Annotated in this window: 12 protein-coding genes; 7 read left to right on the forward strand and 5 right to left on the reverse strand. The window is 68.9% G+C overall.

Annotated features, from left to right (window positions below; translation table 11 throughout):
- Positions 1–43: 43 nt before the first annotated feature.
- The 5 genes from RWH44_RS02040 to RWH44_RS02060 all read right to left on the reverse strand — a co-directional run bounded on the left by RWH44_RS02040 (position 44) and on the right by RWH44_RS02060 (position 6,799).
- A complete protein-coding gene (locus tag RWH44_RS02040) occupies positions 44–1,342 on the reverse strand; it encodes an ABC transporter permease (RefSeq protein WP_316003279.1) in 1,299 nt (432 codons plus the stop codon).
- A complete protein-coding gene (locus RWH44_RS02045) occupies positions 1,339–2,703 on the reverse strand; it encodes an ABC transporter permease (RefSeq protein ID WP_437127257.1) in 1,365 nt (454 codons plus the stop codon). Before RWH44_RS02045 ends, RWH44_RS02040 begins: the two co-directional genes overlap by 4 nt.
- Positions 2,700–4,220 carry an ABC transporter ATP-binding protein gene (locus tag RWH44_RS02050; protein WP_316003280.1) on the reverse strand — a complete coding sequence of 507 codons (1,521 nt, stop codon included), beginning with the start codon at positions 4,218–4,220 and terminating at the stop codon, positions 2,700–2,702. The genes RWH44_RS02045 and RWH44_RS02050 overlap by 4 nt, the downstream gene beginning before the upstream one ends.
- Before the next feature lie 159 nt (positions 4,221–4,379).
- A complete protein-coding gene (locus tag RWH44_RS02055; protein ID WP_437127258.1) occupies positions 4,380–5,486 on the reverse strand; it encodes a BMP family lipoprotein in 1,107 nt (368 codons plus the stop codon).
- 194 nt (positions 5,487–5,680) lie between these two features.
- Entirely contained in the window at positions 5,681–6,799 is a 1,119-nt protein-coding gene (locus RWH44_RS02060) for a mannose-1-phosphate guanylyltransferase (protein ID WP_316003281.1), read from the reverse strand.
- Between the two features lie 212 nt (positions 6,800–7,011).
- Here RWH44_RS02060 and sdhC point away from each other — a divergent pair, with 212 nt between their 5' ends.
- From sdhC to trpS, 7 genes are all read left to right on the forward strand, one after another.
- Entirely contained in the window at positions 7,012–7,446 is a 435-nt protein-coding gene (sdhC, locus tag RWH44_RS02065; protein WP_013583715.1) for a succinate dehydrogenase, cytochrome b556 subunit, read from the forward strand.
- The gene (locus RWH44_RS02070; RefSeq protein ID WP_316003282.1) at positions 7,446–7,904 is read left to right on the forward strand and encodes a succinate dehydrogenase hydrophobic membrane anchor subunit; all 459 of its coding nucleotides are present in this window, start codon (positions 7,446–7,448) and stop codon (positions 7,902–7,904) included. Before sdhC ends, RWH44_RS02070 begins: the two co-directional genes overlap by 1 nt.
- 46 nt (positions 7,905–7,950) lie before the next feature.
- Positions 7,951–9,780 (forward strand): succinate dehydrogenase flavoprotein subunit, encoded by a 1,830-nt coding sequence (gene sdhA, locus RWH44_RS02075; protein WP_298874361.1) that lies wholly within the window; start codon positions 7,951–7,953, stop codon positions 9,778–9,780.
- A 1-nt stretch (position 9,781) separates the two neighbouring features.
- Entirely contained in the window at positions 9,782–10,567 is a 786-nt protein-coding gene (locus RWH44_RS02080) for a succinate dehydrogenase iron-sulfur subunit (protein ID WP_058623471.1), read from the forward strand.
- 247 nt (positions 10,568–10,814) lie between these two features.
- Positions 10,815–12,014: a YihY/virulence factor BrkB family protein gene (locus RWH44_RS02085; RefSeq protein WP_316003283.1), complete on the forward strand. Its 1,200-nt coding sequence runs from the start codon at positions 10,815–10,817 to the stop codon at positions 12,012–12,014.
- 46 nt (positions 12,015–12,060) lie between these two features.
- Positions 12,061–12,909 (forward strand): exodeoxyribonuclease III, encoded by an 849-nt coding sequence (locus tag RWH44_RS02090; protein ID WP_316003284.1) that lies wholly within the window; start codon positions 12,061–12,063, stop codon positions 12,907–12,909.
- Between the two features lie 217 nt (positions 12,910–13,126).
- A complete protein-coding gene (gene trpS / locus RWH44_RS02095; RefSeq protein WP_298874353.1) occupies positions 13,127–14,131 on the forward strand; it encodes a tryptophan--tRNA ligase in 1,005 nt (334 codons plus the stop codon).
- Positions 14,132–14,386: the final 255 nt, after the last annotated feature.

Consider the following 14,386-nt stretch of genomic DNA (forward strand, 5'->3'; position numbering starts at 1 on the left):
CGTGGTGCAGAGGGTCCTCTCGTGAAGGGGGAAGCGGGCTGGGTCAGCCCTTGATATATGGTTTGCCGGCGGCCGCGGGGCCGCGGACCTTTCCGACGAGACCGGCGACGGCGAAGATCGTCACCACGTACGGCAGCATGAGCATGAACTCGCTGGGCACGGGCGATCCGATCACGCCGAGGGTGTTCTGCAGGTTCGACGCGAACCCGAACAGCAGGGCCGCGAGGGTGGCGCGGATGGGGTCCCACTGGCCGAAGATGACCGCCGCGAGGGCGATGTATCCGGCGCCGGCCGTCATCTCCTTATTGAACGCACCGACCGAGCCCAGCGTGAAGAACGCGCCGCCGAGGCCCGCGATGGCGCCGCCGAGCGAGACGTTCCAGAACCGGGTCTTCGCGATGTTGATGCCGACCGTATCGGCGGCCTGCGGGTGCTCCCCCACCGCACGCAGGCGCAGGCCCCAGCGGGTGTGGAACAGCCCGACGTACACCAGCGCGACCGTGACGTACATCAGGTAGACGATGATCGTCTGATTGAACAGCATCGGTCCGATGACGGGGATGTCGGCGAGGAACGGGATCGGGAGGCGGGCGAACCGCGGCGGCGAGTTGAGTGTCGCCGCATTCGGGGCGAGCAGCTGCGAGAACAGGAAGCTCGTCAAACCCACCACGAGCACGTTCAGCACGACGCCCACGATGACCTGGTCGACGAAGTACTTGATCGCGAAAGCGGCCAGGACGAACGACACGAGCACACCGGAGACGCCCGCGGCGAGAAGGCCGATGAACGGGTTGCCCGTCGCGGTGGCGACGATCGCGGACGTGAAGGCTCCTGCCAGCAGCTGGCCCTCGATGGCGATGTTCACCACGCCGACGCGCTCGCTGAGCACGCCCGCCATGGCGCCGAAGATCAGCGGGACCGACAGGCTGAGCCCACCGGCGAGCAGACCGGTCAGCGGGATCACCGAGGTGGTCGCCCCTGCGGCCGCCCACGTGAGGAAGCCGACCATGAACACCAGGGCGAAGATCACGGCGAGCCAGATCGGCGGCCGCCGGCGCGCGCGCACCATGAGCACGCTCGCGAGCGTGACCAGCGCGAGCAGCACCGTGCAGACGATGCCGGTGACGACGCCGCCGAGGACGACCTCGGGCAACTGCAGGAACTCGCCGGGGCTCGAGATGCGGAAGACCGCGTCTCCGTCCTGACGGGCGACGACGAACAGCACGAGCGCGAGCAGCGTGATGACGCCGTAGACGATCGGCGCCTTCCAGCTGACGACGACGGCCGTGTCGAGCGTCGCGGGCTTCGGCGACGCCTCGGGGCGCTGAGCGGTGGTGCTCACTGAGCCGCCTCCTTCTTCTTGAGGGCGCGGGTCTTGCTCGGGCGGGCCCCGGGGGCCGGCAGCCGGAAGATGGCGCGGACGAGCGGGGGTGCGGCGATGAACAGCACGATGAGCGACTGGACGACGAGCACGATGTCGATCGGCACGCCGTTCGCTGCCTGCATCGCGAAGCCGCCCGCTTTGAAGGCGCCGAACAGGATGCCGGCGACGAGGACGCCCACGGGGGTGGACCGCCCCAGCAGCGCGACGGTGATCGCGTCGAAGCCGATACCGGCGTCGATACCGCTGGAGAAGCCCGTCGTCACGGTGCCCAGCACCTGGTCGACTCCCGCCAGACCGATCAGCGCACCGGAGATGAGCATGGCGATGACGTACATCGACTTGACGTTGATGCCGGCCACACGCGCGGCGTGGGGGTTCAGACCGACCGCGCGGAAGCGGAATCCGAGGGACGAGCGCTCCAGGATCCACCACACCAGCGCGACCGCGGCGAGCGAGAGGAGGAAGCCGAAGTGCAGGTTGTACGACGGCCCGAACAGGTCGGGGAAGACCGCCGTGTCCTTCATCGCCGGCGTGGTCGGATTGTTCGAGCCCGGAGCCTGGAGCAGGCCGGGCGTGCGCAGCATGTAGTAGACGAGGTAGAACCCGACGTAGTTCAGCATGATCGTGACGATGACCTCGTGCGCGCCGGTACGGGCCTTGAGCAGACCCGCGATCCCGGCCCACAGCGCACCCGCCACGACGCCGGCGACGAGCGCCACGAGGGCGTGCAGGCCCCAGGGCAGATCGAACGCGAAGGCCACGTAACCGCCGGCCGCGGCCGCGACGAGCATCTGCCCACGACCGCCGATGTTGAACATCCCGACGCGGAAGGCGAGCGCCACGCCGAGGCCGGCCGCGATCAGCGGCGTCGCGAACGTCAGGGTCTCGGTGAGCGGACGGATGCCGGTGGCGAACTCCGGGCGGCGGAAGTTGTAGATGGCGCCCTGGAAGAACGAGGCGTAGGCACCCGACACCGACTGCCAGATCGCGGCGAGCGTGTCCCCGGGCCGGGCGAAGAAGTACCCCGCCGCCGCCTGGACGTTCTCGTCGGTCGCCGCGATCATGATCGCGCCCACCACGAGCGCGAGGATCACGGCGAGGACCGAGATGATTGCGTTGCCGGTGGCGATCTCGCGCAGCGCGCGACGCCAGCGGTTCTCATCGGTCGCGGGTTCGGGAGCGACGACCCGGGCTCCCGCGGCCGGGTCCACGGTGGACGCGCCCTCGAGCGCGACGTCGGCCTGAGCCGCCTCGGCGACCTCCGCGGCGCGGTCGGCGCGAGCGGCGGTCGGGTCGTGCGGGCTGTGCGGATCGCTCACGCGGCGACTCCTTCGTTCTGGGGCGCTTCGCCGGCCATCATGAGGCCGAGGACGTCGCGCGAGGTGTCACCGGGGACGATGCCGACGACGCGACCGCGGTACATGACCATGATGCGGTCGGCGAGGGCGGTGACCTCGTCGAGTTCGGTGGAGACGACGATGACGGGCACGCCCGCGTCACGGGTCTCGATGACGCGCTTGTGGATGAATTCGATCGAACCCACGTCGACACCGCGGGTGGGCTGGGCGGCCACGAACAGCCGCAGATCGCGGCTCAGTTCGCGCGCCAGCACGACCTTCTGCTGATTTCCGCCCGAGAGGCGGCCGACCGGCGTCTCGATCGAGGGGGTGCGCACGTCGAACTCGGCGACCTTCTCGCGGGCGAAGTCGGCGAGCGTCGACAGCTGGAGCGCGCCGCCCTTGACGAACGGGGCGCCGTCGGCGCGATCGAGCATGAGGTTCTCGGCGATGGAGAACTCCCCGACCAGCCCGTCTTCCTTGCGGTCCTCGGGGACGAAGCCGACACCGGCGTCGAGGACCGCGCGCACGGTCGATCCCTGCAGCTCCCGGCCGTCCAGGCGGATGGATCCCTCGACGCGTTCCTGCAGCCCGACCAGCGCTTCCGTCAACTCGGTCTGCCCGTTGCCCTGCACTCCCGCGATGGCGAGCACCTCGCCGCGGCGAACCTCGAAGCTGACGTCGTTGACGACGAGCTGACCGATCGCGTCGACCACGGTCAGACCCGAGACCGACAGCCCGACCTCGCCGAGGGTGGGCGCGTCCTTCTGAACGGTCAGTTCGACGGCACGGCCCACCATGAGGGATGCCAGCTCGGCGTTGGACGCGGTCGGCTCGGCCTCGCCGACCACCTTGCCCAGACGGATGACGGTGATGCGGTCGGCGACCTCGCGCACCTCGCGGAGCTTGTGGGTGATGAAGACGATCGAGGTGCCGGAATCGCGCAGCTGACGCATGATCGCCATCAGCTCGTCGGTCTCCTGGGGCGTGAGCACGGCGGTCGGCTCGTCGAACACGAGCACCTTCGCATCGCGCGAGAGCGCCTTGATGATCTCGACGCGCTGCTGCACACCGACCGGGAGGTCGTCGACGAGCGCGTCGGGGTCGACGTCGAACCCGAAGCGGTCGGAGATCTCGCGGACCTTCGCTCGGGCCGCCGCGAGGTCGAGGCGGCCGCCGACCTTCGTGGGCTCGTGGCCGAGCATGACGTTCTCGGCGACGGTGAAGACGGGGATCAGCATGAAGTGCTGGTGCACCATGCCGATGCCCGCGCGCATCGCGTCGCCCGGGCCGGAGAACTGCTGGACGACGTCGTCGAGCAGGATCTCTCCCCCATCGGCCTGGTAGAGGCCGTAGAGGACGTTCATCAGGGTGGACTTGCCGGCACCGTTCTCGCCGAGCAGGCAGTGGATCTCTCCGGCCTCGACGGTGAGGTCGATGTGATCGTTCGCCACCAGGGATCCGAAGGTTTTCGTGATCCCGCGGAGTTCGAGCTTCATGTTCCCGATCCTAGGTTCTGTGGCACCGATCCGGAGGGGGACCGGCGAGGAGACCGCCTCGTGGGCGAATCGTCCCGGGGACGGTCGGCGCGCGCCGACCTCGTTCACAAGGGAGGGGGAGGCCGGCGGACGCCGGCCTCCCCCCAGAGTGATGCGGACTCAGCCGGCGAGGTAGGACTCGACGGTGATGTCACCACTGACGATGCTCGCCTTGAGCTCGTCGATCTTCGTGGTCAGCTCGGCGGGGACGCGGTCCGACCAGTCGTGGTACGGAGCCAGGCCGACGCCCTCGTTCTCGAGCGTGCCGACGAAGGGAGCCGCGTCGAACTCGCCGTTACCGGCGGCGACGATCGCGTCCTTCGTGCCCACGTCGATGCCCTTGAGGATCGAGGTCAGCAGCAGGTCACCGACGGAGGGGTCGGTCTCGTAGACGTCGGCGTCGACACCGACGAGCGCGATCTCGCGACCGGCGTCCTTGATGGCCACGGCGGCCGACTGGTAGATCGGACCACCGACGGGCAGCAGCACGTCGACGTTCTGGTCGATGAGCGCCTGCGCGGTCTGACGCGCGGTGTCGTTGGCCTCGAAGCCACCGGTGAACGAGCCGTCCTGAGCGGCGCGGTCCCACCCGACGACGCGCACCGAGGCGCCGTTGTCGGTGTTGTACTTCTCGACGCCCTGGGCGAAGCCGTCCATGAAGATGCTCACGGTCGGGATGTTGAGGCCGCCGAAGGTGCCGACGACGCCGGTCTTCGAGGTTCCCGCGGCGAGGTAGCCCGCGAGGTAGGCCGCCTGGGCGGTGTCGAAGATGATCGGCTTGATGTTCGGGGCGTCGGTCTTGCCGTCGAAGTCGCTGTCGACGGTGTCGTCGATCGAGACGTACTCGAGGTCGGGGTTCGCCTTGGCGGACTCCAGCGCCGCGGGGGCGAGGAGGAAGCCGACCGTGACGATGGTGTTGCATCCCTGGTCGACGAGGTTCTGCAGGTTGGAGGCGTAGTCGGTCTCGGCCTGCGACTCGACCTCGATGGGGGTCTTCGAACCGAGCTCGGAAGCCGCCGCGTCGACGCCCTCCTTGCCGAGCTGGTTGAACGACTTGTCGTCGAAGCCACCGGCATCCGACACCATGCAGGGCAGGTAGTCGCTGGCGCCGGCGGCGGCACCACCGGATGCGCCGTTGCTCTCGGGTGCGGCGCCGCAACCGGCGAGCAGCGCCGCGGCGCCGATCATGGCGAGGCCGCTGACGACGGCCTTCTTCGTGGTCTTCACGAATGGTCCTCCAAGACGGATGCCCCCAACGGGTTCGGGGGACGATCCCGTCACGTTACCTACTGTGTCGGCGCGCTTGCGTCCCCGAGAGGCTCGCGCGCAGCAATGGTTACAAAGACGCAATCTCGCGTCACGCGACCGCCACACGCGGCGGGGAGACAGACACTGGATGCCACGCGGAGCGGCATCCGGTGTCAGAGGACGTCGCCGCGACCGGTGAGCTTGAGCGCGTCGACGACGCCCTTCACCCGCTGGGCGTTCTCACTCGTGGTCACCAGGAGCGCGTCGGGGGTGTCGACCACGACGATGTCGCGCACGCCGATGAGGCTGATCACGCGCTTGGTCTGCGAGACGACGATGCCGCTGGACGCGTCGGAGAGCACGCGGGCGTCCTCGCCGAGGATCGCCAGCTCGTTGCGGCCACCCGAGGAGTTCAGCTTCGACAGGCTCGCGAAGTCGCCCACGTCGTCCCAGTCGAAGTGACCGGGAATGACCGCCAGGCGCCCCTTCTCGGCGGCGGGCTCGGCGACCGAGTAGTCGATGGCGATCTTCTTCAGCCCGGGCCAGATGCGGTCGACGGCGGGACCGCGACGGTCGCGGTCGTCCCACGCCTCGGCGAGCTCGAGAAGGCCCGCGTGCAGCTCGGGCTCGTTCACCGCGAGCTCCGCCAGCAGCACGTCGGCACGGGTGATGAACATGCCTGCGTTCCACAGGTAGGCGCGGTCGGAGAAGTACTCCTTCGCGGTGTCGAGGTCGGGCTTCTCGACGAAGCGCTCGACCATGTACGCCTCGGGGGCGTCGTCGACGATGAGCTCGTCGGACTGCTTGATGTAACCGAAGCCGACGGAGGGTTCGCTGGGCTGGATGCCGATGGTGCAGATGTACCCGGCCCGCGCGACCGCCACGGCCTGGCGCACGGCGAAGTCGAACTGACGCGTCTGGCGGATGACGTGGTCGGCGGCGAAGGAGCCGATGATGACGTCGGGCTCGCGGCGCACGAGGATCGCGGCGGCGAGGCCGATCGCGGCGGAGGAGTCGCGCGGCTCGGACTCGAGGAAGACGTTGTGGTCGGGTACGCCCGGGAGCTCCCGCTCGACGGCGGCGCGGTGGGCGCGGCCCGTCACGACCGCGATGCGGTCGGCGCCCGACAGCGGAGCGAGACGGTCCCACGTGTCGCGGAGCAGCGTCTGCCCCGATCCGGTGAGATCGTGCAGGAACTTCGGGGCGTCGGCCCGCGAGAGGGGCCACAGGCGGCTGCCGATCCCTCCGGCGGGGATCACGGCGTAGAAGTCGTCGATAGCGAGGTCGGCCATGGCTCCGACCCTACTGGTCGCGGGCGCGCGGACCCACGGCGGCGGTCCAGGTGAGGCGCGGGGTGTCGGCATCCGGAACTATCTCGATGTCGAGAGAGTCTTAGGCGGGCCTAATCCCCGCCGTTCATAGGCCGGACGTAGTATTTGATGGCGCCCGTGTGACGCTCGGACCCGCGTGGGTCTCACACCGTGTTCGATCAGGGAGGACGACCGTGTCAGCACCAGCACGTGCCACGCCGTCGGTGAAAGAGACCACTTCGAAGAGGCCTCGCGGCACTCTCTACCGCGGCCGTGAAGGCATGTGGTCGTGGGTCCTTCACCGCATCACCGGTGTGGCGATCTTCTTCTTCCTGCTCGTGCACATCCTCGACACGGCGCTGATCCGCGTGTCGCCCGAGGCCTACGACGCCGTCATCGGCACCTACAAGAATCCGATCATGGGTCTCGGCGAGGTGGCACTGGTCGGCGCGATCGCGTACCACGCGTTCAACGGGCTGCGCATCATCCTGGTCGACTTCTGGCCGTGGGCCACGCGTCACCAGCGTCAGCTGTGGTGGGGCGTGCTGGGCCTCTGGGTCGTCACCATGCTCGGGTTCACTCCGCGCCACCTCATCAACGTCTTCAGCGCCGTCACCGGGAGCCACTGATGTCCGTCGCCCAAGAAGCCGCCACGATCCCCGCCCCCCGCACGCCCTCCGTGCGCAAGAAGGGCACCAACCTCGAGAAGTGGGGCTGGATCTACATGCGCGCCTCCGGCGTGCTGCTGATCGTCCTGATCTTCGGCCACCTGTTCGTCAACCTCATGACGGGCGACGGCATCCACCAGATCGACTTCGCGTTCGTCGCGGGCAAGCTCGCCTCGCCGTTCTGGCAGTGGTGGGACGTGCTGATGCTGTGGCTGGCCCTCATCCACGGCGCCAACGGCATGCGCACGATCGTCAACGACTACGTCACGAACGCCCGCATCCGCCGCATCCTGGTCGGGTCGCTGTGGGTGTCGGCCGGGTTCCTGATCCTGCTCGGCACGCTCGTCGTCTTCACCTTCGACCCCTGCCTCGGCGTGACCGAGAGCAGCTCCCTGTGGGACGTGTGCCAGGCGGCGTGAGCCTGTGGCATCCCTTCTTTCCCCTGACAGCAGAGGTATCGCACACGTGAGCACTCAGACTTCTTCGGACTCCGTCGTCAAGGACGGCGTCCACTACCACCAGTTCGACGTCGTCATCGTCGGAGCCGGCGGCGCCGGCATGCGCGCGGCCATCGAGGCCGGCCCCGGCGCGAAGACCGCGGTCATCTCCAAGCTCTACCCCACCCGCTCGCACACCGGTGCGGCGCAGGGCGGCATGGCCGCGGCACTGGCCAACGTCGAAGAAGACTCCTGGGAGTGGCACACCTTCGACACCATCAAGGGCGGCGACTACCTCGTCGACCAGGATGCCGCGGAGATCCTCGCCAAAGAGGCCATCGACGCCGTCATCGACCTCGAGAACATGGGCCTGCCGTTCAACCGCACGCCCGAGGGCAAGATCGACCAGCGCCGCTTCGGCGGTCACACGGCCGACCACGGCAAGACCCCCGTGCGCCGCGCGTGCTACGCCGCGGACCGCACCGGTCACATGATCCTGCAGACGCTGTTCCAGAACTGCGTCAAGCTCGGCATCAACTTCTTCAACGAGTTCTACGTGCTCGACCTCATCACGGTGAAGGATGCCGCGGGCAAGACGCAGGTCGCGGGCGTGGTCGCCTACGACCTCGCCACGGGCGAGCTGCACGTGTTCCAGTCCAAGGCCGTGGTCTTCGCGACCGGCGGCTTCGGCAAGATCTTCAAGACCACCTCCAACGCCCACACCCTCACCGGTGACGGCGTGGGCATCGTGTGGCGCAAGGGCCTGCCGCTGGAGGACATGGAGTTCTTCCAGTTCCACCCGACCGGTCTCGCCGGTCTCGGCATCCTGCTCACCGAGGGTGCGCGCGGCGAGGGCGCGATCCTGCGCAACGCGAGCGGTGAGCGCTTCATGGAGCGCTACGCCCCCACCATCAAAGACCTGGCGCCCCGCGACATCGTCGCCCGCTGCATGGTGCAGGAGGTCGCCGAGGGTCGCGGCGCCGGACCCCACCGCGACTACGTGCTGCTGGACTGCACGCACCTGGGTGCCGAGGTGCTCGAGACGAAGCTCCCCGACATCACCGAGTTCGCCCGCACCTACCTCGGCGTCGACCCGGTCGTCGAGCCCGTGCCGGTCATGCCGACCGCGCACTACGCGATGGGCGGAATCCCCACCAACATCAAGGCCGAGGTGCTCGCCGACAACGACACGGTCGTGCCGGGTCTGTACGCCGCCGGCGAGTGCGCGTGCGTCTCGGTGCACGGCTCGAACCGCCTGGGCACCAACTCGCTGCTCGACATCAACGTCTTCGGCAAGCGCGCCGGCCGCAACGCCGTCGAGTACGTCAAGACCGCCGACTTCGTGCCGCTGCCCGAGGACCCGGCCGCCGAGGTGCGCGGGCTCATCGAGGGCCTGCGCAACAACAGCGGCACCGAGCGCATCGCGGTGCTGCGCAAGACGCTGCAGGACGAGATGGACAAGGGCGCGCAGGTGTTCCGCACGCACGAGTCGCTGGCTCACGTCATGGACGTGATCGCCGACCTGCGCGAGCGCTACAAGAACATCCACGTCGACGACAAGGGCAAGCGCTTCAACACCGACCTGCTCGAGGCTGTCGAGCTGGGCTTCCTGCTCGACCTCGCCGAGGTGGTCGTCTACTCGGCGCAGAACCGCGAGGAGAGCCGCGGCGGTCACATGCGCGACGACTTCCCGACGCGCGACGACGAGAACTACATGCAGCACACCATGGCGTACCTGTCGGGCGACCCCCACTCGTCGCACCCCGCCGATCACATCGAACTCGGCTGGAAGCCCGTGGTCTTCACCAAGAACGAGGCCGGGGAGCTGCGCTACCCGCCGCTGGAGAGGAAGTACTGAGATGGCATCCACCGTCATCGAGCAGGTCGACACCTCGGACGAGGTCGAGCAGACTCCTGAGGACACCGGCATCCAGTCGTTCCTCGTCACCTTCAACATCCGCCGCTTCGACCCCGAGGTCGACGACGAGCCGCGCTGGGTCGACTACGACGTGGAGCTGTACTCCACCGACCGCGTGCTCGACGCCCTGCACAAGATCAAGTGGGAGGTCGACGGGTCGCTGTCGTTCCGCCGCTCGTGTGCGCACGGCATCTGCGGCTCGGACGCGATGCGCATCAACGGTCGCAACCGCCTGGCCTGCAAGACGCTGATCAAGGATCTCGACATCTCGCAGCCCATCTACGTCGAGGCGATCAAGGGTCTGCCCCTCGAGAAGGACCTCATCGTCGACATGGAGCCGTTCTTCGCCTCCTACCGCGAGGTGCAGCCGTTCCTGATCTCGAACTCGAAGCCCGAGCCCGGCAAGGAGCGCGTCCAGTCGATCGTCGACCGCGAGGTCTTCGACGACACGACCAAGTGCATCCTCTGCGCCGCGTGCACCTCGTCGTGCCCCGTGTTCTGGACCGACGGGCAGTACTTCGGCCCCGCCGCGATCGTCAACGCGCACCGCTTCATCTTCGACTCGCGCGACGACGCGGGCGATGTGCGCCTCGACATCCTCAACGACAAGGAAGGCGTATGGCGCTGCCGCACGACCTTCAACTGCACCGAGGCGTGCCCCCGCGGCATCGAGGTCACCAAGGCCATCGCCGAGGTCAAGCAGGCCGTGCTGCGCGGCGGTCGCTGACCTCTCCCCCCTCAAACGGCGGGTGCGCTCCGGCGCCCCGCCGTTCGGCGTTCCCGGCATCGCGTGTGCGGGAGCACAGGGTCGCGGGAGCGGCGACGCGGCCGGGGCCGGATCTCGCAGATCGCAGCGAAGGCGGATGCCGCGCGCCCAGCGCTGCGAGAACGGTGCGCTTTCGCGAGCGCGGGGGCGGATGCCGCGAAGCACCGCGGTCCGCGGAGGGGCGGCATCCATTCATTAGGCTCGACGGGTGACCGAGACGCACGCCGACCCACGACCGCTGCCCGCGGTGCGTGACGACGACACGTCGCTGCGCGACCGCCTCGAAGCCGCGCAGAGCGCCGTGCTCGAGCGTCTGGATCAGCCCATCGCCCGGGCCGCGAGGATCGCGCGATGGTTCCCCATCCGGGTCTGGCGGCATTTCCTGCGGCACAACGGGTTCCTGCTCGCCGCGGGGATGAGCTACCAGGGGCTCTTCGCGGTGTTCTCCGCCCTGTACCTCGCATTCGCGGGGGTGGGGATCTGGCTGGGCGGAAGCACGGCCGCGATCGACGGTCTCATCCGCATCATCAACAGCTACGTCCCGGGGCTCATCAGCGAGAACGGCCTCGTCGATCGAGATCAGGTCGAGGCCGTCGCTCAGGACAGCGGACGTCTGCTGACCATCACGGGCATCGTGGCCGTCGTCGTGGTCGTGTGGACGGCGATCGGCTTCGTCACCTTCACCCGGCGGGCCGTCCGCGACACCTTTGGGCTGCCGTTCGACCTGCGCAACTACGTCATGCTCAAGGCGCGCGACTTCCTGGCATCCATTCTGTTCGGGATCTCGCTGCTCGTCGGAGCCCTCCTGGGCTCGATCACCACCGGCGCGGTCGATCTCGTGTTCGGGCTGATCGGGTGGGACCGGGAGACCCTCGGCTGGTCGATCGGAGCACGGCTGGTGTCGCTGGTCGTCGCGTTCGGGATCAACACCGTCGCGCTCGCCTCGCTGTTCCGCTTCCTCACCGGGACGACGTTGACGTGGCGTCGCGCCTGGCCGGGAGCGCTCGTCGGCGCGACGGGGATCGTCGTTCTGCAGGTCGGTGCGGGTTTCCTGTTCGTCTACACGCCGTCGAACCCGCTGCTGGCGACGTTCACGGTGCTCATCGGCTTCTTGCTGTGGTTCCGCTTCATCGGCATCGTCATCCTCGTGGCCGCCGCCTGGATCGCGGTGGCCGCGGGCGATCGCGACGTTCCGCTGCGCTCCCCCGAGGACCGCCGGGCCATGGAGCAGGCCGCGCTGGTCATCGCCGCGCAGGTGGGCGTGCGCGAAGCCGAACGCGCTGTCGCCCTGGCGCGGTGGCCGTGGCGATGGCGGGCTCGGCGGCGTCTCGTCGCCGCGCGGAAGACGCTGGCCCGCGCCGAGGCCGACGTGCCCGCGCCGCGGCGGGTGTCGCTCCTGCCCGACTGACCGCGGGCGATGAGCCGATGTCGGAGGTCGCGATTAGGCTCGTCGGGTGGCTCGTTCCGTGCGTATCGTCTCCGTCAACGTCAATGGCATCCGTGCCGCCGTCCGCAAGGGCATGACCGAGTGGCTAGACGCCTCGGGCGCCGACATCGTCGCCCTCCAAGAGGTCCGGGCGACCGCCGACCAGCTCGCCGAAGCCCTTCCCGGGTGGGAGATCGTCAACGACGAGGCCCTGCAGAAGGGCCGCGCCGGCGTCGCGATCATCAGCCGCCTCCCGGGCGTCGAGACGCGCACGCACCTCGGCCCCGAGCCGCTCGACGCCTCGGGCCGGTGGATCGAGACCGACTTTGACATCGACGGCGAGACCGTCACGATCGTCAGCGCCTACGTGCACAGCGGCGAGGTCGACACCCCCAAGCAAGATGCCAAGTGGCTGTTCCTGGATGCCATGGAGCGTCGCCTCGCCGAACTCAGCGCCGAGCGCGAGCTGGCCCTCGTCGCCGGCGACCTGAACGTGGGACACCGCGAGCTCGACATCAAGAACTGGCGTGGAAACCGCAAGAACGCCGGCTTCCTGCCGCGCGAGCGCGCGTACTTCGATCGCTTCTTCGGCCCCGCCGGCGACGAGGTCGAGGGCGTCGACGGGTCGACCGGCACGGGACTGGGCTGGATCGACGTCGGCCGTCGCGCGATGGGCGAGGTCGACGGTCCGTACACGTTCTGGTCGATGCGCGGGAAGGCGTTCGACACCGACAGCGGCTGGCGCATCGACTACCACGTCGCCACCCCGGCCCTGGCCGAGCGGGTCACCTCCTACCGCGTCGACCGCGCGCCCTCGTACGACACGCGCTGGAGCGACCACTCCCCCGTCATCGTCGACTACACGCTCGGGACCTGACCGTCGCCTAGCGACCGCCGCAGAGCGCCGTCGGGCCGTGCGGACCCCTCGCCCGCAGCCCGGCGCCCGAATCCGTCGTGGTCGTCCGGGGCCTGTTGCCGCCCCGAGGTGGAGCCCGAGCTGTGGTCGGCTTCGATCGATCTCACCCCGGGCACCGGCATCCGCCCGCCCCTCGCCTCGGCGGGTGCGCCCAGCCGACGACGCCTAGGATCGTACGGTGACCACCGAGCGCCTCTACTCAGGAATGCAGCCCTCCGCCGACAGCCTTCAGATCGGCAACTACATCGGGGCTCTGCTGCAGTGGCGCGACCTCCAGGACCAGTACGACGCCTTCTTCTCGGTCGTCGACCTGCACGCCCTGACGCAGCCCGGCGACCCCGCCGAGCGCCGCGAGAAGACCCGCCGCACCGCCGCCCAATACATCGCCGCGGGCATCGAGCCGTCGCGCTCGACGCTGTACGTGCAGTCGCACGTGCCCGCGCACGCGGAGCTGCAGTGGGTGCTGTCGACGCTCACGGGCTTCGGCGAGGCCGGGCGCATGACCCAGTTCAAGGACAAGTCGGCCCGCTACGGCACGGATGCCACGAACGTCGGACTCTTCACCTACCCGGTGCTGATGGCCGCCGACATCCTGCTTTACCAGACCGACGTCGTGCCGGTCGGTGACGACCAGAAGCAGCACATCGAACTGACCCGCGATCTCGCGGAGCGCTTCAACCAGCGCTACGGCCAGACCTTCACGGTGCCCAAGCCGGTCATCCAGCGGGAGACCGCGCGCATCTACGACCTCCAGAACCCGACGTCGAAGATGTCGAAGTCGGCGGAATCCGATGCGGGTGTGCTGTGGCTGCTCGACGACCCGAAGGTCAGCGCCAAGAAGATCATGCGCGCGATGACCGATTCGGAGGGCTCCGTGCGCTTCGACCGCGAGGCCAAGCCGGGCGTGTCCAACCTGCTGGTGATCTACTCGGCCCTCACCGGTCGCGAGATCACCTCGATCGAAGACGAGTACGCCGGCCGCGGGTACGGCGACTTCAAGAAGGGCCTCGCCGAGGTCGTCGTGAACGAGTTCGAGCCGGTGCGCGAACGCGCCCTCGAGCTGCTCGACGACCCGGCGGAGCTCGACCGCGTGCTCGCCGTGAACGCGGGGAAGGCGGCATCCGTCGCCGAGAAGACCCTCTCCGACGTCTACGACCGCATCGGACTGCTGCGCCGCGGCTGATCCGATCCGTTCCACGCCCGCCCCGCTCCCCCGAGCGGCGGCGGGCGTCGGCGTTCCGCCGACCATGCTGGACACGAGCTGCGTGCGATATACCGCGTGTCGCGCGCACAACTCCTGCAATTCGGCGCACCGCGCACGCCACCGCCCGCCTCCTGCACCGAATTGCAGGAGTTCTGCGCATCGAACGACCTGCGCTCGGGGGGCCCGCCCGACGTCGCTCGCGCGCGGCCGAGCGTCCGCCGGTCGTCCCGGCTT

This window comes from Microbacterium phycohabitans (genome assembly GCF_032464935.1).
Taxonomy (GTDB): domain Bacteria; phylum Actinomycetota; class Actinomycetes; order Actinomycetales; family Microbacteriaceae; genus Microbacterium; species Microbacterium phycohabitans.

Coding starts and splice junctions, on each gene's coding strand:
- RWH44_RS02050 (WP_316003280.1), bottom strand. CDS start 4,220: ATGAAGCTCGAACTCCGCGGGATCACGAAAACCTTCGGATCCCTGGTG.
- RWH44_RS02060 (WP_316003281.1), bottom strand. CDS start 6,799: ATGGCCGACCTCGCTATCGACGACTTCTACGCCGTGATCCCCGCCGGA.
- RWH44_RS02070 (WP_316003282.1), top strand. CDS start 7,446: ATGTCCGTCGCCCAAGAAGCCGCCACGATCCCCGCCCCCCGCACGCCC.
- RWH44_RS02080 (WP_058623471.1), top strand. CDS start 9,782: ATGGCATCCACCGTCATCGAGCAGGTCGACACCTCGGACGAGGTCGAG.